The 22,390-nt window shown below is 70.8% G+C and carries 22 protein-coding genes; 11 read left to right on the top strand and 11 right to left on the bottom strand.

Translation table 11 applies throughout. The features are described 5' to 3' along the window. The first annotated feature begins 58 nt into the window (after positions 1-58). From ABEA10_RS28520 to ABEA10_RS28495, 6 genes are all read left to right on the top strand, one after another. Complete coding sequence (locus tag ABEA10_RS28520) at positions 59-514, top strand: universal stress protein (protein WP_345469089.1); 456 nt, start codon at positions 59-61, stop codon at positions 512-514. Positions 515-1,010: 496 nt separating this feature from the next. Further along, complete coding sequence (locus ABEA10_RS28515; protein ID WP_345469088.1) at positions 1,011-1,271, top strand: hypothetical protein; 261 nt, start codon at positions 1,011-1,013, stop codon at positions 1,269-1,271. Between the two features lie 571 nt (positions 1,272-1,842). Beyond that, complete coding sequence (locus ABEA10_RS28510) at positions 1,843-2,793, top strand: acetaldehyde dehydrogenase (acetylating) (RefSeq protein WP_345469087.1); 951 nt, start codon at positions 1,843-1,845, stop codon at positions 2,791-2,793. After that, positions 2,790-3,809, top strand: a complete 1,020-nt coding sequence (dmpG, locus tag ABEA10_RS28505; protein ID WP_345469086.1) for a 4-hydroxy-2-oxovalerate aldolase — start codon at positions 2,790-2,792, stop codon at positions 3,807-3,809. The genes ABEA10_RS28510 and dmpG overlap by 4 nt, the downstream gene beginning before the upstream one ends. A gap of 13 nt (positions 3,810-3,822) precedes the next feature. Continuing rightward, complete coding sequence (locus ABEA10_RS28500; RefSeq protein ID WP_345469084.1) at positions 3,823-5,415, top strand: FadD3 family acyl-CoA ligase; 1,593 nt, start codon at positions 3,823-3,825, stop codon at positions 5,413-5,415. A 79-nt stretch (positions 5,416-5,494) separates the two neighbouring features. After that, on the top strand, positions 5,495-6,355 hold the full coding sequence (locus tag ABEA10_RS28495) for an enoyl-CoA hydratase (protein ID WP_345469083.1): 861 nt from the start codon (positions 5,495-5,497) through the stop codon (positions 6,353-6,355). Positions 6,356-6,378: 23 nt separating this feature from the next. Here the strand turns inward: ABEA10_RS28495 and ABEA10_RS28490 are convergent, their stop codons facing one another. The 4 genes from ABEA10_RS28490 to ABEA10_RS28475 are packed head-to-tail and all read right to left on the bottom strand — an operon-like array spanning position 6,379 to position 10,532. Continuing rightward, positions 6,379-7,821 (bottom strand): ABC transporter substrate-binding protein, encoded by a 1,443-nt coding sequence (locus tag ABEA10_RS28490; RefSeq protein ID WP_345469082.1) that lies wholly within the window; start codon positions 7,819-7,821, stop codon positions 6,379-6,381. Continuing rightward, on the bottom strand, positions 7,814-8,668 hold the full coding sequence (locus tag ABEA10_RS28485; RefSeq protein WP_345469080.1) for an ATP-binding cassette domain-containing protein: 855 nt from the start codon (positions 8,666-8,668) through the stop codon (positions 7,814-7,816). The genes ABEA10_RS28490 and ABEA10_RS28485 overlap by 8 nt, the downstream gene beginning before the upstream one ends. Next, positions 8,665-9,681 (bottom strand): ABC transporter ATP-binding protein, encoded by a 1,017-nt coding sequence (locus tag ABEA10_RS28480; RefSeq protein ID WP_345469079.1) that lies wholly within the window; start codon positions 9,679-9,681, stop codon positions 8,665-8,667. The genes ABEA10_RS28485 and ABEA10_RS28480 overlap by 4 nt, the downstream gene beginning before the upstream one ends. Further along, positions 9,678-10,532 carry an ABC transporter permease gene (locus ABEA10_RS28475; protein WP_345469078.1) on the bottom strand — a complete coding sequence of 285 codons (855 nt, stop codon included), beginning with the start codon at positions 10,530-10,532 and terminating at the stop codon, positions 9,678-9,680. The genes ABEA10_RS28480 and ABEA10_RS28475 overlap by 4 nt, the downstream gene beginning before the upstream one ends. A gap of 92 nt (positions 10,533-10,624) precedes the next feature. On the opposite strand from ABEA10_RS28475, the gene ABEA10_RS28470 reads away from it, so the two are divergent. Next, the gene (locus ABEA10_RS28470; RefSeq protein WP_345469077.1) at positions 10,625-11,815 is read left to right on the top strand and encodes an RNA-guided endonuclease InsQ/TnpB family protein; all 1,191 of its coding nucleotides are present in this window, start codon (positions 10,625-10,627) and stop codon (positions 11,813-11,815) included. Between the two features lie 42 nt (positions 11,816-11,857). Here the strand turns inward: ABEA10_RS28470 and ABEA10_RS28465 are convergent, their stop codons facing one another. The 3 genes from ABEA10_RS28465 to hsaA all read right to left on the bottom strand — a co-directional run bounded on the left by ABEA10_RS28465 (position 11,858) and on the right by hsaA (position 14,808). Beyond that, positions 11,858-12,802 (bottom strand): ABC transporter permease, encoded by a 945-nt coding sequence (locus ABEA10_RS28465; RefSeq protein WP_345469075.1) that lies wholly within the window; start codon positions 12,800-12,802, stop codon positions 11,858-11,860. A gap of 63 nt (positions 12,803-12,865) precedes the next feature. Further along, on the bottom strand, positions 12,866-13,600 hold the full coding sequence (locus tag ABEA10_RS28460) for an SDR family NAD(P)-dependent oxidoreductase (protein ID WP_345469074.1): 735 nt from the start codon (positions 13,598-13,600) through the stop codon (positions 12,866-12,868). A gap of 17 nt (positions 13,601-13,617) precedes the next feature. Then, complete coding sequence (hsaA, locus tag ABEA10_RS28455) at positions 13,618-14,808, bottom strand: 3-hydroxy-9,10-secoandrosta-1,3,5(10)-triene-9,17-dione monooxygenase oxygenase subunit (RefSeq protein WP_345469073.1); 1,191 nt, start codon at positions 14,806-14,808, stop codon at positions 13,618-13,620. A 126-nt stretch (positions 14,809-14,934) separates the two neighbouring features. Between hsaA and ABEA10_RS28450 the strand changes: the two genes are divergently transcribed. Both ABEA10_RS28450 and ABEA10_RS28445 read left to right on the top strand, forming a co-directional pair. After that, entirely contained in the window at positions 14,935-16,089 is a 1,155-nt protein-coding gene (locus ABEA10_RS28450) for a 3-ketosteroid-9-alpha-monooxygenase, oxygenase component (protein ID WP_345469072.1), read from the top strand. After that, positions 16,086-16,352, top strand: a complete 267-nt coding sequence (locus ABEA10_RS28445) for a ferredoxin (RefSeq protein WP_345469071.1) — start codon at positions 16,086-16,088, stop codon at positions 16,350-16,352. The genes ABEA10_RS28450 and ABEA10_RS28445 overlap by 4 nt, the downstream gene beginning before the upstream one ends. Before the next feature lie 3 nt (positions 16,353-16,355). Here the strand turns inward: ABEA10_RS28445 and ABEA10_RS28440 are convergent, their stop codons facing one another. Next, entirely contained in the window at positions 16,356-17,840 is a 1,485-nt protein-coding gene (locus tag ABEA10_RS28440) for an FAD-dependent oxidoreductase (protein WP_345469070.1), read from the bottom strand. A gap of 189 nt (positions 17,841-18,029) precedes the next feature. Between ABEA10_RS28440 and ABEA10_RS28435 the strand changes: the two genes are divergently transcribed. After that, the gene (locus ABEA10_RS28435; RefSeq protein WP_345469069.1) at positions 18,030-18,593 is read left to right on the top strand and encodes a flavin reductase family protein; all 564 of its coding nucleotides are present in this window, start codon (positions 18,030-18,032) and stop codon (positions 18,591-18,593) included. Here ABEA10_RS28435 and ABEA10_RS28430 read toward each other — a convergent pair whose 3' ends face one another. Both ABEA10_RS28430 and ABEA10_RS28425 read right to left on the bottom strand, forming a co-directional pair. Further along, on the bottom strand, positions 18,594-19,481 hold the full coding sequence (locus ABEA10_RS28430) for a TIGR03619 family F420-dependent LLM class oxidoreductase (protein ID WP_345469068.1): 888 nt from the start codon (positions 19,479-19,481) through the stop codon (positions 18,594-18,596). Beyond that, on the bottom strand, positions 19,481-20,257 hold the full coding sequence (locus ABEA10_RS28425) for an SDR family oxidoreductase (protein ID WP_345469067.1): 777 nt from the start codon (positions 20,255-20,257) through the stop codon (positions 19,481-19,483). Before ABEA10_RS28425 ends, ABEA10_RS28430 begins: the two co-directional genes overlap by 1 nt. 138 nt (positions 20,258-20,395) lie before the next feature. On the opposite strand from ABEA10_RS28425, the gene ABEA10_RS28420 reads away from it, so the two are divergent. Then, on the top strand, positions 20,396-21,463 hold the full coding sequence (locus tag ABEA10_RS28420; RefSeq protein ID WP_345469066.1) for a DUF1214 domain-containing protein: 1,068 nt from the start codon (positions 20,396-20,398) through the stop codon (positions 21,461-21,463). A gap of 6 nt (positions 21,464-21,469) precedes the next feature. Here ABEA10_RS28420 and ABEA10_RS28415 read toward each other — a convergent pair whose 3' ends face one another. Next, entirely contained in the window at positions 21,470-22,381 is a 912-nt protein-coding gene (locus ABEA10_RS28415; RefSeq protein WP_345469064.1) for a VOC family protein, read from the bottom strand. Positions 22,382-22,390 lie beyond the last annotated feature (9 nt).

Genomic DNA, 22,390 nt, shown 5'->3' with positions numbered 1-22,390 from the left:
CGAGCCGGGGAGAAGACGCCCGGGCGCAGCGCGATATTCCTGGAGAAAGGACCGCACTGTGTACAAGCGGATCCTCGCCGCGATCGACTGGACCGCAAGTTCAGAATCCGTACTCGACCAGACCCGGCAACTGGCATCGCTGACCGGCGCGGCAGTCTTCGTACTGCATGTGCGGGCCGCGGACTTCCCGTCCCTGCCGTCGATACTGGGCACGCTGGCGAGCCAGGCCCTGGCCGGTGAACCGGCGGGCGACGACGCTAGTAGCGTGGCGCGGCGGATGGTCGACGATGCCATCACGGTCCTTTCCGCCGCGGGCGTGCACGCCGAGGGCCTGCTGCTGGAAAGCGCGCCGGCAGCTACGCCCCGAGCCGTACTGGATCAGGCCCGGGAACTGGACGTCGGGCTGATCGTCCTGGGCTCCCGGCACCACAGCCAGCCATCTGTGCTGTTCCGGTCCAACGTCGCCGACGAGGTCTCCCGACACGCGCCATGCCCCGTTCTCATCGTGCCCTGACATGCATGCCCGGAGTCCCCTCACGTACTCTCCAGCCGTCGCCACGGCCTTCCGGCCGCCTTCGGCGAATCGCCGAAAGCGGCCGGCCACCCGTGCTCGGCTGACGCGGCCGCCTTCTCACCGCCAAGTCGAGACCGAGGACGGTCGCGAGGGGGGTCGATATCGAGACGAACTAGCCGGTCTCCCGTACACCTCCGGCTCACTGGCCCCGCAGACCGGCTCGGTCTACAAACGCATCCTGCGGCTGGCCCTCCCCGACCCAGACACCGCCGACCCCAACACACGACACCACCAGCTCCGAACCTTCACGTAGTCGGCTGAGACACCGTGCGGCCCTCGGCCGACCGACAAGGACCGCGAGAGGAACGGCACTTGTCTAGCAGCCCGAGGTCAGGGGCAGACTTGGGAGTGTCCGGGTCCGCCGCGGCGAAGCGCGGATCAGGCCCGGGGACAGCCCGGTGGGCATCGTCCTAGATCCGCGCGGGAAGGACCGGCCATGTCTGACAAGGTTGCGTTGATCCTGCGCTTTCACCCGGTGGGCGGGGAAGACGTATCCGTAGTATGCAGCGATTTCAGCGACGAGCGCGAGGCGCTGGAAGCCGTCGCTCAGGCCATCGACGAGCACCATGGCCTGGTCTTGAACGAGGCGAGGTACGAGCGCGAGCCCGAAGAGCATGGCGTGGTCATCAACCTGGCCAACGTGGTGTCGATGCGCGTGTCGAAGACCGATGGTGCCGCGACGGGTCAGTACCTCTGACGAGTTCCCGTACTCCTCAACACAGTTGACGACGATGTCGTGCTCGGCCAGGGACGGCGCCAGGGCACCCAGGCGCCGTGTCGTAGCTGCTCGCCGCTTTGGCGGCTTCGCCGTGGCCCGCGATTTCTTTCGGGGGGGAACCCCCGGGACCCCCGATGCGGGGCTTCGCCCCGCGCCCCCAGCCGCGAACAGCCGCCCGTCCTCAGGCGCGTGATAGACCCCCGGACCTGCGCTCTCACCTATCGATCGCCCGCCAGGTTTCACCCGGCGACGGCCCGCACACCGGAGACGGTGGCCGGGCTTTCGATCGTCCGACTGTCATTTGACCGTGACCTGTGTGTTGCGACGCCGGCCATCCGATGCCTCTTTCCGCCGGAGGATCCTTACGGCCGTCACGGAGGCGCGCGCTCCCGCCACGAACAGCAGCCTGGAGAGACGAGGACGTCTCGCGATCCCGATGAGTGGAACTCCGGGCACACGTCCTTCCTCCGTCGAGTCAGGCTGTGCTGGCAGCCATGTCCACGCTCGGGGCGGTGCGGGCCCTGGTCACGACCTCGCGAAAGGATCCGAGATGAGCTCGACCGGCAGGACCAAGGTGGCGATCATCGGGTCAGGCAACATCGGCACCGACCTGATGATCAAGGTGATGCGGCTTTCCGGATCGCTCGAGATGGCCGCCATGGCCGGCATCGATCCCGAGTCCGACGGGCTCGCCCGCGCTGCCCGGATGAAGGTGCCGACGACCGCCGACGGAGTGGACGGGCTGGTCGCGATGGACGAGTTCGCGGACATCGAGATCATCTTCGACGCGACCTCCGCCAAGGCCCATGTCGCGAATGCGGCGCGCCTGGCACCGTACGGGAAGCGGCTCGTGGACCTCACCCCCGCCGCCGTCGGCCCGTATGTCGTGCCGCCGGTCAACCTCGACGAGCATCTCCGGCAGGACGTGGCCAACGTCAACATGGTGAGCTGCGGAGGCCAGGCCACCATCCCGATCGTGCATGCGGTGTCCCGCGTCACGTCCGTGCCGTACGCCGAGATCGTCGCCTCGATCGCCTCCAAGTCGGCCGGTCCGGGAACCCGGGCGAACATCGACGAGTTCACCGAGACCACCGCCGCGGGGATCGAGCGGGTCGGCGGTGCCGGCCGCGGCAAGGCGGTGATCGTCCTCAACCCGGCCGAACCGCCGATCATCATGCGCGACACCGTCTTCTGCCTCATCGGCGACGCCGATCATGAGGCGATCAGCACCTCGGTCAAGGAGATGGTCGAACGGGTCAGGGAGTACGTCCCGGGCTACCGGCTCAAGCAGGAGGTCCAGTTCGCCTCGGTCGACGGCGATCCGGTGCACACCCTCCTGCCGGACGGGGCCGGCCCGGCGACCACCAAGGTGACGGTGTTCCTCGAGGTCGAGGGCGCCGCGCACTACCTCCCGGCGTACGCCGGGAACCTCGACATCATGACCTCGGCCGCACTGCGCACCGCCGAGCACATCGCGAACCGCACGGAGGTGGCCCGGTGACCGCGCCGACGCTCTACGTCCAGGACGTCACCCTGCGGGATGGCATGCACGCGATCCGGCACCGGATCAGCCCGGAGAAGGTGGCGCGCATCGCGCGGGCCCTCGATCGGGCCGGTGTCGACGCGATCGAGGTCGCACACGGCGACGGGCTCGCCGGCGGCAGCCTCAACTACGGTCCGGGCAGCAACACCGACTGGGACTGGGTGGAGGCCGTGGCCGCCAACGTGGAACGAGCCGTGATCACGACGCTGCTCCTTCCGGGGATCGGCACCATCGCCGAGCTGCGGCGTGCCTACGCGCTGGGCGTCCGGTCGGTGCGGGTGGCCACGCACTGCACCGAGGCCGACGTCTCCGCGCAGCACATCGCGACAGCGCGCGAGCTGGGCATGGACGTCGCCGGCTTCCTGATGATGAGCCACATGGCCCCGGCCGGCGAGCTCGCCGAGCAGGCGCGGTTGATGGAGTCCTACGGCGCGCACTGCGTCTACGTCACCGACTCGGGTGGCCGGCTGACCATGGACGGCGTGCGCGAGCGGATCCGCGCCTACCGCGCCGTGCTCGACCCCGCGACCCAGATCGGCATCCACGCGCACCAGAACCTCTCCCTGGCCGTGGCCAACTCCGTCGTGGCGGTCGAGGAGGGGGTCACGCGCGTGGACGCGTCGCTCGCCGGCCACGGCGCCGGGGCCGGCAACTGCCCGATCGAGGCGTTCGTCGCCGTGGCCGACCTGCAGGGCTGGCGGCACGGCTGCGACATCTTCGCCCTGCAGGACGCCGCGGACGATCTCGTACGGCCTCTACAGGACCGGACGGTACGCGTCGACCGGGAGACGCTCACACTCGGTTACGCCGGCGTCTACTCCAGCTTCCTCCGGCACGCCGAGGCCGCCGCCGAGCACTACGGCATCGACGTGCGCACGATCCTCCTCGAGGTCGGCAGGCGCGGCCTCGTCGGCGGTCAGGAGGACATGATCGTCGACATCGCGCTCGATCTGGCCGCCGCCGGCACTTCGTGAGACGGGAAGACGAATGGACACGCCTCGCACCGTGCCCGCCGTGCTGCGTGCCGCGGCGACCGCCCATCACGCCCGGCAGGCGCTGGTCGACGACGAGGTGTCCCTGTCGTACGCGGACCTGCACGCCGAGGTACGGACGACCGCACGCGCGCTCGTCGCACTCGGGATCCGGCCCGGCGACCGGGTCGGCATCTGGGCGCCGAACTCCTGGCAGTGGGCGGCCTCGGCGCTCGCCGTCACCTACGCCGGCGCGGTGCTGGTCCCGTTGAACAGCCGGTACACCGGCCATGAGGTGGCCGACGTCCTCCGCCGCACACGGGCCCGGGCGCTGGTGGCCGCCGACGGGTTCCTCGGCCGGAACCAGGTCGACGAGCTGCGGACGGCGGCGGGCGACGGTGACGCGTCCCCGATACCCGGCCTTCCCGATCTGACCTCGCTGATCCGGCTCCCCTACCCGGGTGCCGGCTCCGAAGGCGTCACGTACGCCGACCTGGCCAGGCTCGCCGGCAGCGTCCCGGCCGAAGACGTCGAGGCGGTCGCCGACGCGGTCTCCGCCGACGACATCGCCGACATCCTGTTCACCTCCGGAACCACCGGACGGAGCAAGGGCGCCTGCTCCGCCCACCGGCAGACGGTGAGCGCCGCCCGCGAGTGGGCCCGGCACGGCAAGGTGGGCCCGGACGACCGATACCTGATCGTCAACCCGTTCTTCCACAGTTTCGGCTACAAGGCCGGCATCCTGGCGTGTCTGCTGCACGGGGCGGCGATGCTGCCGCAGCCCGTTTTCGACGTGGCACAGGCGCTACGGAGGATCCGTCACGAGAAGGTCACCGTGCTCGCCGGCGCCCCGACGATCTTCCAGGCGCTGCTCGACGCCCCGGAGCGCGGCGAGCAGGACACCGGCTCGCTCCGGCTCGCCGTGACCGGCGCGACCATCGTGCCGGTCAGCCTGGTCGAGCGGATGCAGGCCGAGCTCGGCTTCGACCTCGTGCTGACGGCGTACGGGCTGACCGAAGCGGTGGTCGCCACCATGTGCCGGCCCGGTGATCCCGCCTCGCTGGTCGCCCGCAGTTCCGGGCGGGCGGTGGACGGCTACGAACTGCGCATCGGCCGGCCCGGTGGCAACGAGCCCCAGCCGGCCGGCGTCGAAGGCGAGGTACTGCTGCGCGGCGAGAACGTGATGCTCGGCTACCTCGACGACCCCGAGGCGACCGCGGAGACGATCGACCAGGACGGCTGGCTGCACACCGGTGACGTCGGCCGAGTCGACGAGCAGGGCTACCTGACCATCACCGACCGCCTCAAGGACATGTTCATCACCGGCGGCTTCAACGTCTATCCCGCCGAGGTCGAGCAGGTGCTGGCGCGCCTCGACGGGGTGGTCGAGTCCGCCGCGATCGGCGTGCCGGACGAGCGGCTCGGCGAGGTGGGCAAGGTGTTCGTCGTACGGCGCGACCCCGACCTCGCCGAGGCGGACGTGCTCGCCCACTGCCGGGAGCGTCTCGCGGGCTTCAAGGTGCCGCGTCACGTGACGTTCGTCGACGCGCTGCCCCGCAACCCGTCCGGCAAGGTCCTCAAACGGGAACTCCGGCAGGCGACGAAATGAGAGGAGCACCCATGACCGAGCGGAGCGAGGGAATCGAAGACACGCCCCGGTGGTCACTCCCTCCGGCGAAGGAGGACTCATGACCGATGAGCAGGTCGTCGGCTACGAGCGCCGCGGTCCCGTCGCGGTGGTGACGATGAACCGGCCGGAGTACGGCAACGCGCAGAACTCGAAGATGACGTACGCCCTGGACGCGGCCTTCACTCGCGCCGTCGACGACGATGAGGTCAAGGTGGTCGTCCTCGCGGGCAGCGGCAGGCACTTCAGCGGCGGCCACGACATCGGCACTCCCGGCCGCGACATCGACCAGACCTTCGATCGCAAGGCGGTGATCCACTGGGATCATGTCGGCAAGCGGGGCGTCGACTCGCGGTTCGCGCGCGAGTCTGAGGTGTACCTCGGCATGTGCCGCCGCTGGCGGGAGATCCCGAAGCCGATGATCGCGATGGTCCAGGGCGCCTGCATCGCGGGCGGGCTCATGCTGGCCTGGTCGTGCGACTTCATCGTCGCCTCCGACGACGCGTTCTTCTCCGATCCGGTGGTGCGCATGGGCATCCCCGGTGTGGAGTACTTCGCGCACCCGTGGGTGATGAACCCCCGTGCCGCCAAGGAGTTCCTCTACACCGGCGACCGGGTCGACGCGCAGCGTGCCCGTGAGCTCGGCATGGTCAACCATGTCGTGCCGCGCCAGGACCTCGAGACCACGGTCATCGGCATCGCGGAGCGGATCAGCGCCATGCCGCGGCTCGGCCTGGCGCTGGCCAAGAAGGCGGTGAACCAGGCCGAGGATCTGATGGGGATGCGCAGCGGGATGGACTCGGTCTTCGGCCTGCACCACGCCGCCCACGCCCACAATGCCGAGGTCGGCCCGGACCCCCTGGCCGGTCTGGACGCCAGGGACATGGCGAAGCCCAACGCGAAGACGCCTGGTCAGGACTGAACCGGGACTGCCACGGAGCTCGGTCACCTGGTCAGGGAGACGTAGCGAAAGTCCTCCGCCCCGTACGGGGCCAGGAAGCCCTGGCCCTCGTCGAGGCCCCGCACCCTGGCGGTGATGATGTATCCGGGAACGCCCTGCCACACCGGGGCGTACAGCGCGTTGGCCGTCGCGTACCGATTCACCGCGGCGGCGCGGGACGCCCGTACCGGCCCGGAGACGCCGGGGTCGTCCGCCCCGGCGAACTTCGCGACCAGTGGCGTGGGCACGCCGCCCGGCATCGTCAGCGGGTTGTCGTACAACCAGGTGAAGTCGGCTCCGGACTCGATCGATGGGAACGTGATGTAGGTGAACATCCCCGGTGCGCCGCTCCTGCCGTAGTAGGTGACCAGCTGGCGCGGCGCCGGGTCGAAGCCGCCCAGCACCTTCGGGAAGGGCTGGACCCGGGGGGACGTCGTCGGCGCGAACGCCTTGACGATCGATGCGCGGTCGATCGCGTAGTTGACCGCCTGGCGGACCCGCTTGTCGTCGAACGGCCGCACGGTCTGGTTCATGAACATGCCGGCGATGGTCATCGTCGTCGGCAGCGCCCGTAGCCTCAGCCGGCGCGCGACGATCTCGCTCCGCAGCTCACTGTCGTCGCCGCTGGACAGGACGATGTCGGCCTGGCCACTCCGTACCGCCGCGTACGCCGCGTCGGTGGATCGACTCGTGATCTCGACCCGGGCGACCTTGCCCGTCCGGCCGTCCCAGATCCCGGCGGAGTCGGTCCGCCGCTTGTAGGTGACCTGCTGGCCGGGCCGGAACGTGTCGATCACCCAGGCTCCCGTACCGACGGGGCGGGTGGCCAGGTCCCGGTTGTTCAGGGCGGTTGGACTGATCATGGCGCCGGGCGCCGGTGCGGCGAGCGCGTTCAGCACCGCGCGTGTCGGCCGCCTCAGGTGCAGCTTGACGACGTAGTCGCTCACCACGTCGACGGTCGCGATCGAGGCGGAGCTCTCCGCGACGGCCGGCGCGGTCTTGTAGCGGTCGATGTTCGCCCTCACGGCATCCGCGTCGAACTTCGTTCCGTCGGAGAAGGTGACCCCTCGCCGCAGGTCGAGCGTCAGCGTCCTGCCGTCCGCGGAGAACCGCCATTTCTCCGCCAGCATCGGCTCGTAGCGGGCGTCCTCGCTCACCTGCAGCAGGCGGTCGTAGACGGGCCACGTGGAGGAGAGCATCGCCGCGGCCCCGGGCGTCAGCGCCGGGTCGAGCGTCTGGGTCACCGGGAAGCCGACCCGCAGGGCCGCGTCCGGATCCGCCGCACCACCCGTACCGGTCGAGGCGGCACCGCCTCCGCAGGCGGCCAGGAGCGCGGCCACCAGGCCGAGCGCACATCCCATCGCGGCCCTCGTGCCGAGCCGCCCGGCCACCCTTGTCCTCCGGCCACAGGCCATCTGCGCCTCCCGGTTCACGATGTCGTCAGCCAACGCCTGAGATCGGGTCGAGGCCCGGTGACCGCGGTGTCCCGCCGAACCTGCGGCTGCGCGGGCTCCGGCCGGGAATCGCCGCGAGCAGCTCACGCGTGTACTCGTGCTCGGGGTGGTCGAACACGCGCGCCGCCTCGCCCTTCTCCACCAGACTTCCGCGGCGCATCACCGCGACCTCGTCGGCGATCAGCCGCACGAGCCGAAGGTCGTGGGAGATGAAGAGGTACGAGATGCCGCGCTCCTCCCGCAGGTCGTTGAGCAGGTTGATCACCTGTGCCCGGGTGGAGACGTCCAGCGCGGCCACCGGCTCGTCGCAGACGATGAAGGACGGATCGGTGATCAGCGCGCGTGCGATCGCCACCCGTTGCAGCTGCCCACCCGACATCTCGTGCGGGAAGCGCTCCATGTGGGTCTCGCGGAGGCCGACGCGACGAAGCGTGTCCGACACCTTCTCGCGCCGCCGCGCCCGAGTGTGGCCGCCGCTCACCAGCAGCGGCTCCGCCACCGAATCCTTGATCAGCATGCGCGGGTCGAGTGAGATGTACGGGTCTTGGAAGATCATGGTCGCCGCCGCCCTCATACGGCGCAGTTCCCGGCGGGACAGCGCGGCGATGTCGGTGCCGAGAAGACTGATCGAACCGGCGTCCGGCTCGATCAGCCGCAGTATCAGCCGGCCGAGCGTGGACTTGCCGGCGCCGCTCTCCCCGACCAGGCCGAGGGTCCGGCCGGCCTCGATGTCGAGGTCGACGGCGTCCACCGCGGTGAGCGCGGGCCCGTGGCGCCTGAACGGGCCGCCCGCGCGGCCGTAGACCTTCGTCAGTCCGCGGACGGAGAGCGCGGCGGTCATCCGGGCACCCCCGGCAGGTCGAGACCGTCGGCGCGGGCACACCGGATGAGGTGGGCGGGCGAGATCTGCCGCAGCGGGATCGGCCGGCCGCACACGGATTCGACGGCGTACGCGCACCGGTCCTCGAACCGGCACGTCGACGGGAAGAGATGGGGCGGCGGCACCCGCCCCGGGATGAAGCCGAGGGGCTCGCCGCGTACCGGCTCGAGCATCGACCGCAGCAGCGCGCTGGTGTAGGGATTTCCCGGGTGGTGGAACAGCGTGTCGGCGTCCGCCTCCTCGACCACCTGGCCGGCGTACATCACCGCGACGCGGTCGCACATCTCGGCGACCACGCCGAGATCGTGGGTGATGAGCAGTACGCCGAACCCGCGTTCGACCTGGAGCCGGCGGATCAGTTCGAGGACCTGCCGTTGCACGGTCACGTCGAGTGCCGTCGTCGGCTCGTCGGCGATCAGCATCATCGGGTCGCACGCCAGCGCCATCGCGAGCATCACCCGCTGGCACATGCCTCCGCTGAACTCGTGCGGGTACTGCCTGACCCGCCGTACCGCCTCCGGGATCTCGACGAGCTCGAAGAGCTCGACCGTGCGCCGCATCGACCGTCTCCGTGACCAGCCTCGGTGCCGGCGCACCGACTCGGCCACCTGGTCGCCGACGGTGAAGGCCGGGTTGAGGCAGCGCCGGGGCTCCTGGAAGATCATCGCCACCCGGACACCGCGGACGTCGCCGAGCTCGCGCTCCCGCATGGCGGTGATGTCACGGCCCATCACCTCGACACTCCCCCGTCTCACCCGGGCGTTCGGCGGAAGCAGGCGGAGCAGGGAGAGCGCGGTGATGGTCTTGCCCGATCCGGACTCCCCGACGAGCCCGACGATCTCGTTCCGGCGGACGGTCAGGTCGACGCCGTCGACGACGGTCACCCAGCCGTGCTCCGTCTCGACCTGCACCGTCAGGTCCCGGGCCAGCATCACCGCCTCGCCGGAGAACGTGCGGCCCGTCGCCCCTGTCACGCGCGGTCCCTGGGCCGTCGCCCGAGCGCGTCGCGCAGGCCGTCGCCGAGCAGGGAGAGCGCGAGGATCGTGACGGCGACCATGACCGTCGGCGGATAGACGAGGTACCCGCTCGTCGTGATGTTGGATGAGGCGTCTTGCAACATGGACCCCCAGGTCGCCTGCGGTGCTCGCGCGCCGAGCCCGAGGAACGACAGGCTCGCCTCCGCCACGACGACCACCGATGCCGCGAACGATGCCTGCACCAGCAGCGGCGGCGCGACCGCCGGCAGAATGTGCCGCCAGAGGATCCGCCAGTTCGAGCAGCCCGCGGCGCGGGCGCTCTCGACGTACAGCTCACTGCCCGCGCTCTGCGTGGCCGCCCGGACCACCCGGTAGAGGCCCGGGACGATGAGGACGGCGATCGCGAGCATCGCGTTGCGCAGCCCCGGCCCCAGGATCGCGACGACCACCACGGCGAGGATGAGCGGCGGAAGCGTCATCAGCGCGTCGATCACCCGGCCGAGCAGCAGGTCGCTGACACCGCCGAAGTACCCGGCGGCGAGGCCCAGCGGGACCCCGATCGCCGCGGCGATCCCGACGGCCTCCAGCGAGGCCAGCAGGTCGACCCTGGTCGCCACGACGAGTCGGCTCAGCACGTCCCGGCCGAGTTCGTCGGTGCCGAGCCAGTGCTCCGCCGATGGTCCGGTGAGCCGCACGCGGAGGGTCACCCGGTTCGGGTCCTGAGGCGCGATCAGGCCGGCGAAGATCGCCACCAGGACGAGGATGAGCAGCACGGCCAGCGATGTCATGGCGGCTCGGTTCCGGCACAGCCGCCGAAGGACCCTGCTCCGCCGCAAGGAAAGTTTCATCGGCTGTGCGGCGTGGTGACCCCGGCCCTCAGGCCGGGGAGGAAACGCCGCTCCCTCCTCAGAATGTCGGTGGTGGTGGTTAGCGTGCGGGCATGCGATTTCGGCTTCAGCCCACGCCTGCTCAGGAGGCGGCGATGCTGGAGCACTGTGCACATGCCCGATATGTGTGGAATCTCGCGGTGGAACAGCACCTGCACTGGCGGCCGGGGTGGGCGAGTGCGCCGGGTTATGCCGAACAGTCCCGGCAGCTGACCGAGGCCAGAAGCGAGTTCGCATGGCTGGCAGCGGGGTCTCAGACGGTGCAGCAGCAGGCATTGCGAGATTTCGCCCAGGCCATGGCGCGTTTCTTCGCCGGCACGCATCGGCGTCCGACGTGGCGTAAGGCGGGGGTGCACGAGGGGTTCCGGATCGTCGGCCGCCGTGGCGGCCACTGGGACATACGCCGCCTGTCCCGCAAGGTGGGCCAGGTGAGGATCCCGAAGGTCGGGTGGGTGCGGTTCCGCTGGTCCCGCGACATCCCCACCGAGGCCAAGTCGTTCCGGGTCAACCGGGATCGGGCGGGCCGCTGGCATGTCTGCTTCGCGGTGATCCCGCCGGTGATCGAGGGGCCGGGTACGGGTGCGGTCGTCGGTGTGGACCGTGGTGTGGCCGTCTCGGCCGCCCTGTCCACCGGTGAACTGTTGACGGTGCCCGGCCCGCGCAAGGCCGAGGCCAAGCGCCTGCGACGTCTGCAACGCCGGCTGGCGCGCGCCGCACGTGGGTCGAACCGGCGCAAACGCATCAAGACGGCGATCGCCCGGTTGAAAGCCCGCCAGACCGACCGGCGCAAGGACTGGGCCGATAAGACCTCCACCGATCTGGCCCGCCGCTTCGACCTGATCCGCGTCGAAGATTTGAAGATCAAGAACATGGTCCGTTCCGCACGCGGCACCATCGCCACACCAGGGGTGAACGTGCGGGCCAAAGCGGGACTCAACCGTTCCATCCACGCGGCCGGATGGGGCAACCTGGCCAGCCGCCTGGAGCACAAAGCCGCCGGCCGGATAGAAAAGATCCGTCCCGCCTACACATCCCAGACCTGTCATGCCTGCGGGCATCGCGCAGCAGAGAACCGTGAGAGCCAAGCGGTCTTTCGCTGTCGCGCCTGCGGGCACACCGACCACGCGGATGTCAACGCGGCCAAGAACATCGCGGCAGGGCATGCCGTGACAGCGCGGGGAGCCCTCCAGCCATCGGGCGGGGCTATGAACCGCGAACCTCAACCTGTTCCCTCCTCTGTGTAGGGGACCGGGTTGGAATCCCCCGCCTTCAGGCGGGGGAGGACGTCAACTGGTCCTCAGTCTCGGGTTGAAGTAGCCGTAGGAGGCGTCGACGATGAGGTTCACCACCGTGACGACGACCGCCACAAGGAGCACGAGCCCCTGCAGCGTGACCAGATCGCCGTTGAGGACCGAGTCCACGCTCAACGAGCCGATCCCGGGAATGGCGAAGATCTTCTCCACGACGACCGCGCCACCGAACATCTGGATGACCACGAGGCCGAGGACGGTGACCACCGGCACCGCCGCGTTCTTGGCGGCGTGCTTGCCGACCACGACACGGCGTCGCAGTCCCTTGGCCCGGGCCGTCCGCACGTAGTCCTCTTCGAGCGCGTCGATCAGCGCGCCGCGCACCTGCCGGGTCAGCAGCGCGGCGGGGATGACGGCGAGGGACAGCGCCGGCAGGGTCATGAACCGCAGCCACGGCCCGACCCCGTCGGCGAGACCGGCGTACCCGGTGGCGGGGAAGATCGGATGGCTGACCGCCAGCAGGAGTACGAGCAGGACGGCGGCGACGAAGGGTGGGATCGCCATGAGGAGATCGGCGATCGCGTTGGTGATCCAGTCCACGACGCGCCCCCTGCTGAGAGCGGCGATCGTGCCCAGCCCGACTCCGATCACCACGGTGAACACCAGCGCGAGCAGGACCAGGGACGCCGTGACCGGTAGCCGGAACATCAGGTCGGAGGAGACCGCCTGATGGGTGATCGGTGAGACACCCAGGTCCCCGTGCAGGGCGTGCCGGGCCCACTCCAGGTAGCGTGCCGCGAAGGAACGATCCAGACCCAGCTCATGGTGCAGCTCCGCGAGCCGCTGCGGAGTCGGGTCGTCGCCGGCGAGCGCCGCCGCCGGGTCGGCCGGTGACAGCTCCACCAGCACGAAGACGAAAAGCGTCACCAGGACGACCGTCGGCACCGCCAGCAGGAGGCGCTTACCGATGAACCGGATCATAAGAGCTCACCATCGTCGCGGTCCGATGTGTTCCGTCGCTCGCCCACCGGGTCGGTCCGTGGCTCAGGCGGTCTGGCCGCCGTCGACCACGAAGTCCTGACCCGTGCAGTAGCTGCTCGCGTCGCTGGCCAGGAAGGCGACCATGGCCGAGACCTCGGAGGGCGCACCGACGCGGGGGATCGGCTGGCGGGCGACGGCGCCCCGGCCGGCCCGCGCCTCGTCGCTGATCATCTGGGTGTCGATCGCGCCCGGGCACACGCAGTTGACCCGGATCCCGTGGGCGCTCAGTTCCCGGGCCGCGGCCTTGCTCGCGCCGCGCAGCGCCCACTTGGAGGCGCAGTAGGCGATCGCGCCCGGGTAGCCACCGAGTGCGGCCGTCGAGGCGACGTTGATGATCGAGCCGCCCCGGTCGCGCATCAGCGGGACCACCCGCTGCATGCCCAGGACGGGACCGACCAGGTTGACCTCCAGCGCGCCGTCGATCTCCTCACGCCGTAGTCCGGCGAGCCCGCCGAGCCGGTACACCCCGGCGTTGTTGACCAGCACGTCGACCCGCCCGAACGCGGCCTTCGTCCTCGCGAGCGCGTCGTCCCACGCCGCCTCGCTGCGCACGTCCAGGGCGACGCCGAGCGTCTCTCCGCCGATCTCCTCGGCGACCTTTCCGACCGCGTCCTCATCGAGGTCGGTCAGCACCACCCGGGCGCCCAGCCGGGACAGGACCCGGGCGTGCTCGGCACCCTGTCCGCCCGCGGCCCCGGTGACGAACGCCACTCTGCCGTCCAGCTCGATCAACGGCACGGATCACTCCTTCCTCGCTAGAAGAGGTTGTCCTCGACCGGCAGGCCGAACTCGCCACGGCCGTACATGGCCAGGGCCCGCTCGACGTCGTTGGCGACGTGGACGCCTCCGGCGTGGGCGTCACGCCAGGCCCGCTCGATGGGGTTGCCACGCTTCAGGGAGTTGCCGCCCGCGGTGGTGAACAGGAGGTCGATGGCGTGAAGGGCCCGCTCGGTGCCGCGGACCTGGTCGCGACGGGTGCGCAACCGCAGCTCCAGCGGGATCTCGCGGGCCTCGACGGCGCACTCGTAGATCTCCGATACGTTCCGGTCCATCTGCAGGATCGCCGCGTCGATCTCCGACGCCGCTCGCGCGACGGCGACATGGGCGAACGGGTCGTCGGAGAAGCGGACGCCGCCGGGGCTCGTCCGGACCCGGTCACGCATCGCGGACAGATAGGCCCCGTAGCAGCCGGACGCCGCGCCGACCACGGGTGCCGTGACGGCCGAGGTGAAGATCGTGGCGAACGGCATCCGGTACAGCGGGCCGGTGTTGACCCGCTGGCCGGGGCCCCTCACACGCGCCTGCTCGTCGTTGCGGAGCGTGCGGTGCTCCGGGACGAACGCCCGGCCGACCACGATGTCGTCGCTGGCCGTGCCCCGCAGCCCGATGACGTCCCACACCTCCTCGATCGCGTAGTCCGTCGCGGGCACGAGCACCGTGAGGAAGTCCTCCGTACCGGCGACCAGGCCGCCCAGCAGGGCCCACGACGCGTGGCGGCATCCGGACGAGAAGCTCCAGTGACCGGTCAGCTCGTACCCTCCCTCGACCGGCGTCAGCCGGCCGGCCGGCGCGTAGGAGGACGACACCAGCGTGTCGGGGTCGTTCGCCCACACCTCCTTCTGCGCCCTCTCGTCGAAGAGCCCCAGCTGCCAGGGATGGACACCGAGCACCGACGCGACCCACCCGGTGGAGCCGCAGACCCCGGAGATCGCCCGGACGACCTCGTAGAAGCGCACGGGATGGCTCTCCGCTCCGCCGAAGCGTGCCGGCTGGAGCATGCGCAGGACGCCCGCCCCGGTGAGCTCCTCCACGGTCTCCGCGGAGACGGCGCCGTCGGTGTCCGCCGCGGTCGCCCGCGCGGCGATGCCGGGCAACAGCGCGCGCACTCGCTCCAGCACCTGGTTCGCCATGATCTCCGCTCCGTACCGCCGGGTGAGGTGTCGCACCCGATCCTGCGTCCGGACCGGATCGCGGGGCCGGTGTGGTCCCGGCCAGTGGGACCGGGACCGCCCGGCGGCCGTCCCGCCCGTAGCGTGCGAACGCCACGGGAACGCGCGCCGAAGGACGGGACCATGACGATGACCACCGGAAGCGAAGTCCGCGCGATCGAGGCGGCCGCCGCGCCGAAACGCTTCGCCCGCGGCTGGCACTGCCTGGGCCTGGCCGACCGGTTCCGCGACGGGAAACCGCATCCGGTCAGAGCGTTCGGCCAGAAGCTGGTGGTCTTCCAGAGCGGCGACGGGAGGCTGAACGTCCTCGACGCCTACTGCCGGCACATGGGCGGTGACCTGTCCCAGGGCACCGTCAAGGGCGACGAGATCGCCTGTCCCTTCCACGACTGGCGCTGGGGCGGCGACGGGCGGTGCAAACAGATCCCCTACGCCCGCCGGGTGCCGCTGCGGGCCCGCACCGCGGCCTGGCCCACGCTCGACCAGGACGGCATGCTGTTCGTCTGGAACGACCCCGAGGGCAACCCGCCGCGCGAACAGGAGACGCCGCCGAGGATCGAGGGCGCCCTCGACGACGGATGGACCGACTGGATCTGGTACGAGACCACCGTCGAGTCGAACGTGCGCGAGGTGATCGACAACGTCGCGGACATGGCGCACTTCTTCTATGTGCACTTCAACTTCCCGACGTACTTCAAGAACATCTTCGAGGGCCACGTCGCCGCCCAGCACATGAACGGGAAGGCACGGGAGGACACCCGTCCGCACGTCGAGGGCACGCCGCGGTATCTCGGCAACACGTCGGTGGCGGCCTACTACGGACCCTCGTTCATGACCGACGAGCTGACGTACAAGTACGAGGACATGGACATCCGGACGACGCTGATCAACTGCCACTATCCGATCGACGAGAGCTCGTTCGTCCTGCAATACGGCATCATCGTGCGCAAACAGGCCGGCCTGGACGAAGAGGCCGCCATGGAGGTGGCGACCACCCAGGCCGAATACGTCAAGCGCGGCTTCGAGCAGGACGTCGAGATCTGGAAGAACAAGGCCCGGATCGACAACCCGCTGCTGTGCGAGGAGGACGGCCCGGTCTACCAGCTGCGGCGGTGGTACGAGCAGTTCTACGTCGACGTCGCGGACATCCGGCCCGAGATGGTGGAGCGCTTCGAGTACGAGCTCGACACCACCAAGCCGAACGAGATCTGGCAGAAGCAGGTCGAGGAGAACCTCGCCGCCCAGGCGGCCGCCGCGGACCGGGCGCCCGTCGCATGATCCGCTCGGACAACCGGCTCGCCGACCTGCCGATGACCCCGGTGGAGTGCCTGCGCTGTCATGCCACGGTGCGGGTCCGCAAGTCCAGTTGGCAGCAGACCAGCATCCAGTGGGACGAGGCCGGGGCCCGGGCCTGCCTGGAACGGCGCACCGCCCTGGGCCGGGGTGAGCTCCGCGCGGCCGACTTCCCGACCTGCGCCGGACTGCGCGAGTCGATCGACCGGGCGGTCGTGTCGGGACGGATGCCGGTGGCCGAGGGCTGAGGCTCAGCCGTCGCGCCGCCCGGCCGCCGCGGCACGACCGGCGCGGCGGCCGAAGAACGTGCCGTCACCCAGTGAGGTGCCGCTGATGTAGCCCTCGCCGTGCATCCCCGAACTCGCCCGGCCGGCGGCGTACAGGCCGTCGATCACGTTTCCCGAGACGTCGAGGACGGCACCGTCCGTCGTGGTGCGCAGCCCGCCGAGGGTGAACCCGGAGACGCCGGTCGATGATCCGCCGCCCTCGCCTCCGGGCTCGAAGCCCCTGCGCGGGTCGATCGCGGCGAACGGCGGCCGAAGCGGACGCAGCCAGCGCGCGTTCTTGTGGAAGTAGGGGTCCTCGCCCCGCTCGGCGTGCTCGTTGTACGTCGCGACGGTGCTCTCGAGTGCGCCGGGCGGCAGGCCGAGATCCTTCTCCAGGCCGGAGAGCGTCTCGTCCACGAAGGCGGGCCGCACGTTCCACAGGTCACGCTGGGGAATGTCCTCGTACCCCTCCTCGTCGATGATCACCCAGTGCGGCGCCGGCTGATGCCGTACGGCGGCGACGCTCGCCAGGCCGGGGTAGACGTCCTCGTTGATGAAGCGCTGGCCACGGGAGTTCACCAGCATTCCCCGGCAGATCATCGCGGGCAGGATCGAGGCCGCGATCTGCGTGACGGACATCCCCCGCGTGGCCGCCCCGATCGCCATGCCCATCGCGATGCCGCTGCCGTCGTCCAGCCCGGCGCTCACCTTGCCGTGGCCCAGCAGCATCGGCGCGTGGTCGGCCAGCATCCCCTCGTCGTCGACGAACCCGCCCGTGGTGAGCACCACCGCACGCCGCGCCCGGTACGTGACCCGCTCGCCGTACTTGCGCGCGACCAGGCCGACCACCGCTCCGCCGTCCAGGACCAAGCCGGTGGCGCGGGTGTCCGCGTGCTGCCGCGTGCCCGCCTCCGTGGCCGCGGCGACCAGCTTCTCCATGAGCATCCAGCCGCCGTAGGACTCGGTGGCCGGGCGGTGCCCGCGCGGGACGGCGTCGGCGACCACGTCGTAGGGATAGGCGTTCTCACCGAGCCACATCAGGCCGTCCTGGGTCGGCGGCATCCAGCTCTGCCCCTCGTACAGGCTCGGGTTGAAGGTCAGCCCGCGCTCGCGGAACCACTCGAAGTGCTCCACGCTGCCGTCGCAGTACAGCCGGAGCTTCTCCTCGTCGGCGTGCGGGCCCAGCGCCACCCGGAGGAACGCGAACATGTTGTCCGCGCTGTCGTCGTACCCGCACGCCCGCTGGACCGCCGTACCGCCGCCGAGGTAGAGCTCGCCGCCGGACATCGCCGAGGAGCCGCCCGGCCCGCCGGCGCGCTCCAGGACCAGCACCTCCGCACCGGCCGTCGCGGCCTCGTACGCCGCGGCGGCGCCCGCGCAGCCGAAGCCGGCCACGAGCACGTCCGCCTCGTGGTCGAAGGCGCCGATGTCGCCGGCGTGTACCGGGGTGAAGGAGCGCGCGGTGTCCATGGCCGGACGGTAGCGCGCCCACTCCCCCGGTGCCGGGCGATCCCGCCCAGCGAGATCGCCCCGCGGGGCTCGGCGCCCGCCGGCGGCCCGCGCTCGCGCGCGGGTTTCGCTGGACGGGACGCGACCGGCCGTACGGGCCGGACGCGCCTAACGTCGGGGTACGGATACAGCCGACGACCGAGGTGCGGGATGGGTGTGACGACGTCACCGATGACGGAGACCGGCCGTACGGGGCCGTCGCTCCAGGAGATGCGTCGCGCCATGGGCAGCTTCGCCAGCGGCGTCACGGTGGTCACCGGCCTGGACGAAGGCGAGCCCGTCGGCTTCGCCTGTCAGGCGTTCGCGAGCGTGTCGCTGGAACCGCCGCTCGTCCTGTTCTGCGCCGACCACCGCGGCCGTACCTGGCCCCGGATCCGCGCGGCGGGCCGGTTCAACGTCAGCGTCCTGGCGGAGGACCAGGGCGACGTCTGTGCCCGGTTCGGATCGGCCGCGGGCCGCAAGTTCGACGGGCTCGCGTGGCGTGAGTCCCCCTGGGGCACACCGGTCCTCGACGGCGTGCTGTCGCACGTCCACTGCGCGGTGGAGACGGTGTACGTTGCGGGCGACCACGATGTCGTGATCGGCAGGGTCCTCGCCGTCGACCTGCCCGCCGACAGGCCGCGACCGATGATCTTCTTCCGCGGCGAGTTCGGCATCGGCGAGCCGACCGCCCCGGCACCCGGCCTGTGGGGCTGGGGCGACCACTGGGGCTGATCAGCAGCGGCCGATGACCTCCTCGCCGAAGCGGCGCACGGACGCCAGCCGCCCCTGCGCGGTGGGCTCCGCGTCGTACATCCGCCACGGCACCACGCGGCACGTGGTGGCGCCCGCCTTCTCCAGCTCGCGGTAGCCGTCGAGGTCGTGTACGTCGGTCGGCGAGATGTCGATCTCGAACGGCCGGTCGGACGTGCCGTACTCCGCGCGCAGGCCGCCGAGGCGAGCGATCGTGGCGACCAGTTGCTCCGTGGTCGTGTTGACCGAGATCCAGCCGTCGCCGACCCGTGCGGCGCGCCGCAGCCCCGCCGCGCTGTGCCCACCGACGTACACGGGCACCGGCCGATCCGGAGCAGGACTGATCATCAGGCGGTCGAAGTCGTAGTGCTCACCGTGGTACTCCACCCACTCGGGGCCCCGGCCGGCGCACACCGCCTTGATGATCTCGATGGCCTCGTCGGTGCGCCGGCCGCGGGTGCGCATCTCGGTCCGGGTGAAGGTGAACTCCTCGGGGATCCAGGACAGCCCCACGCCGAGACCGAACCGGTTGCCCGCCATCACCGCCAGCGTCGCGACCTGCTTGGCGGTCAGCAGCGGGTCCCGCAGCGGCAGCTTGACCACGTTGGTCGTGAACCGCAGACGTTCGGTGACCGCCGCCATCGCGGCGATCGCGATGAACGGGTCCGGCATCGGAACGTCGCCCGTCCACATCCTCCGGCCGTCCGGGGTGTAGGGGTAGTCCGCCGACACGTGTTCGGGATAGAACACCGAGTCGGGCATGCCGACGCTGTCGAAACCCGCCTCCTCGGCCGCCCGCGCGAGGTCCAGGAGTTCCCCGGCGTCGATCATCGCGCCGGACAGCGCCCACTTCATCCGGTCTCCGGGCATCAGAAGATCTCCTCTCCACGCAGGGTGGCGTCCGCGCCGCCGTCGACGAAGACCACCTGTCCGGTCAGGTGCGTGTTCTCCGGGCCGAGCAGCCAGATCAGCGCGTGCGCGATCGCCTCCGGAGGCGCGTGCCCGTGCAGTGGCATCGGGACGGCCCGGTCCATCAGCTCCCGGCCCTCGGCGGTGGCGAGAAGGGGTTCGATCATGGGGGTGACCACGACACCGGGGGCGACGGCGTTGAGCGGGATGCCCGCGCCGGCCCACTCGGGTGTGACACAGGTACGGCGGACCCACCGGGCCAGGGCCAGCTTCGAGGACGCGTAGAGCCACTGACCGTGCCCGTCGGCGACGGTCTTCCGGGCGAGCTCGAGGGCGCGTTCCTCGTCCCGGCCGGCACAGGCCGCGACCACGCCGGCGTCGTGCGGCTGCGTCGCCGAGATCGAGGAGACCACCGCGGCGCGTGGCGCGGCGGCGCGCGCCAGGCCCGGCCGCAGCGCGTCGAGGAATTCGACCACGCCGAAGTAGTTGACCCGGATGGAGGCCTCGGTCGGCGCGGCGGTCCCCGCGCAGGCCGCTACGGCGTCCACCACGCCTCCGGCGGCGCGCAGCGCGGCGGTGGCCGCCGCCTGCCGGCCCTCAGGCGTGGACAGGTCGGCCACCACCTCGGCGTCGTGCAGGTCGACGCCGATGACCTCGTCGCCTCGCCGGCGGAGCAGGCCGGCCGTCGCCGCGCCGATGCCCGATGCCGCTCCCGTCACGACCACCCGACGACCCATGCCGCCAACGCTAGGAATCCGCCGGCCCCGCGCGGGCGCCGATCCCGCTGAACGGGATGTCCTGGCCAGCGGGACCACGCCGTTCTCCGGCGCCCCGCCGCCCGTACGATCCGGGCGACGACGAGCGGGAGGCTTCGGATGGACGCGAACCGGGTGTGGGACGAGTTCTGCGACGACCTGCGGGAGGCCGGGCACGCCTTGATGGCGGAGTCGGCGCCGCGGACGCCGCTGGACCAGGCCGAAGGCGTCCGGTACCTCATCCGCCTGCTCCGCTACGCCTCGATCAACGCGATCGAGTACGCCGATCCGCGGTGGCCGCAGTTCACCAACGCCCTCGACCCGCACCTCAAGTGCAAGATCGGCGCGGACAACCCCGACAACATCTACATGCGGGCCAACATCTCCGGCCGGTACCGCTACCGGATCAGCGGAACCCGCGGCACGGTGCCGCTGCTGACCTTCGGCTCGAAGGCCAACCGCTACCACGTCGACGGCACGATGGTCTCCACCGGCGAGCTGCACGGCGACGACCTGACGGTCGACGCCGACGGCCGGTTCAGCTTCATCGCGAGCGTCGACCGGCCCGAGTCCGGAGACTGGCTGCCCCTCACCGAGGAGACCACGAACATCACCGGTCGGCAGTCCTTTCAGGACCGCGCGTCCGAGATCCCCGCCGAGGTCGGCATCGAGCTGATCGGCCCGGTGCCGGAGCCCGAGCCGCTCGACCCCGACCGGTTCCGCGACCAGCTGCGGACGACGACCCGGTTCGTCCGGGGCACCGCGACGACGTTCGCCGGCTGGACCCGGCGGTTCATGAGCCGGCCCAACGAGCTCCCGGACTGGGGGCAGGAGGGGTTCCAGGCGGCCGGCGGCGACCCAGCCATCTTCTACCTGCACGGCTACTGGAGGCTCGCCGAGGACGAGGCGTGGGTCATCGAGACCGAGGTGCCCGACTGCGAGTACTGGAACTTCGTGCTGCAGAACCGGTGGATGGAATCCCTGGACCACGACCGGATGAACACCTACGTCAACAACCACACCGGGCGGCTGAACGACGACGGCACGCTCACCATCGTGGTCTCGGCGACGGATCCCGGCTATGGAAACTGGATCTCCACCGGCTTCCACTCCGAGGGCACGGCCCTGCTGCGCTGGGTGGGCGCCAAGAGTCACCCGCTGCCCGCGACCAGGGTCGTCCGGCTCTGACGGCGATCACTCCGCGGGCGGGGTGAAGGCGGCGAGGGGCTCCGAGCCGGACCAGTCGTGGCCCCAGTAGGAGTCGGCGCTGATCTCCTCCGCCGTGTAGGAGGTCTCGTCCACCAGCATGCCGTCGGTGCCGTACTCGATGTCCCACCCACCGGGAGCACGCACGTAGAACGAGATCATCTTGTCGTTCGTGTGCCGCCCGAGCGTCGAGGAGAGGGCGAACCCGGCCTTGCCGATCCGGTCCAGGGCGCGGCCCACGGCGTCGAGTGAGTCCACCTCCACCATCATGTGGATCAGGCCGGGCGCACCGCCGTGCGGCGCCGGGCAGATCGCCAGGCTGTGGTGACGCCGGTTGATCCCCATGAACCGGATCCGTGCCGGTCCGGCGGGGCCCAGCCTCATGGCGCCGCGCGGACGGAAGCCCAGGACCTCGGTGTAGAAGGTCACCGTCTCCTCCATCGCCGTGGTCGGCAGCACGACGTGCCCCAGACCCTGCGCGCCGGTGACGAACCGCTGGCCCAGCGAGGTGACCAGCGGAGAGTGGTCGAGCAACGGGCCGAAGAAGACCTCGACGGGCACGCCCGCGGGGTCGGTGAAGGTGATCGCCTGCTCGACCCGCCGGTCCTCGCACTCGCCGGCGGACAGCGGTTTCACCGCCACACCGGCCGCCTCGACGGCGGCGCCGACGGCGGCGAGGGCGAACTGGTCGCGTACCTCCCAGCCCACCGACAGCACGTGGTCGGCCTCGCCGGGCAGCACGATCACCCGCGCGAACCGCTCGTCCATCCGCAGATACAGGCCACCGGGCACCGGTCCGGCGCCCTCGCCGAAGCCCAGCGCGTCGACGGCCAGCTCACGCCACCGCGCGACATCGCTCGTCTGCACCCTGAGGTAGCCGAGTCCACGAAGTTCTGTCATCGCGTCGTC

The organism is Actinoallomurus oryzae (assembly GCF_039541955.1).
GTDB lineage: Bacteria > Actinomycetota > Actinomycetes > Streptosporangiales > Streptosporangiaceae > Actinoallomurus > Actinoallomurus oryzae.
Note: the sequence above shows the minus strand (reverse complement) of the source record. Positions and strands in the feature narration are given on the sequence as shown.

Bases quoted from the DNA above. Each gene is read 5' to 3' on its own strand.
- ABEA10_RS28495 (WP_345469083.1), top strand. From the start codon at position 5,495: ATGACCGATGAGCAGGTCGTCGGCTACGAGCGCCGCGGTCCCGTCGCG.
- ABEA10_RS28450 (WP_345469072.1), top strand. From the start codon at position 14,935: ATGACGATGACCACCGGAAGCGAAGTCCGCGCGATCGAGGCGGCCGCC.
- ABEA10_RS28510 (WP_345469087.1), top strand. From the start codon at position 1,843: ATGAGCTCGACCGGCAGGACCAAGGTGGCGATCATCGGGTCAGGCAAC.
- ABEA10_RS28470 (WP_345469077.1), top strand. From the start codon at position 10,625: ATGCGATTTCGGCTTCAGCCCACGCCTGCTCAGGAGGCGGCGATGCTG.
- ABEA10_RS28515 (WP_345469088.1), top strand. From the start codon at position 1,011: ATGTCTGACAAGGTTGCGTTGATCCTGCGCTTTCACCCGGTGGGCGGG.
- ABEA10_RS28445 (WP_345469071.1), top strand. From the start codon at position 16,086: ATGATCCGCTCGGACAACCGGCTCGCCGACCTGCCGATGACCCCGGTG.
- ABEA10_RS28425 (WP_345469067.1), bottom strand. From the start codon at position 20,257: ATGGGTCGTCGGGTGGTCGTGACGGGAGCGGCATCGGGCATCGGCGCG.
- ABEA10_RS28485 (WP_345469080.1), bottom strand. From the start codon at position 8,668: ATGACCGCCGCGCTCTCCGTCCGCGGACTGACGAAGGTCTACGGCCGC.
- ABEA10_RS28500 (WP_345469084.1), top strand. From the start codon at position 3,823: ATGGACACGCCTCGCACCGTGCCCGCCGTGCTGCGTGCCGCGGCGACC.
- ABEA10_RS28465 (WP_345469075.1), bottom strand. From the start codon at position 12,802: ATGATCCGGTTCATCGGTAAGCGCCTCCTGCTGGCGGTGCCGACGGTC.
- ABEA10_RS28420 (WP_345469066.1), top strand. From the start codon at position 20,396: ATGGACGCGAACCGGGTGTGGGACGAGTTCTGCGACGACCTGCGGGAG.
- ABEA10_RS28440 (WP_345469070.1), bottom strand. From the start codon at position 17,840: ATGGACACCGCGCGCTCCTTCACCCCGGTACACGCCGGCGACATCGGC.
- ABEA10_RS28430 (WP_345469068.1), bottom strand. From the start codon at position 19,481: ATGCCCGGAGACCGGATGAAGTGGGCGCTGTCCGGCGCGATGATCGAC.
- ABEA10_RS28435 (WP_345469069.1), top strand. From the start codon at position 18,030: ATGGGTGTGACGACGTCACCGATGACGGAGACCGGCCGTACGGGGCCG.
- ABEA10_RS28415 (WP_345469064.1), bottom strand. From the start codon at position 22,381: ATGACAGAACTTCGTGGACTCGGCTACCTCAGGGTGCAGACGAGCGAT.
- ABEA10_RS28475 (WP_345469078.1), bottom strand. From the start codon at position 10,532: ATGAAACTTTCCTTGCGGCGGAGCAGGGTCCTTCGGCGGCTGTGCCGG.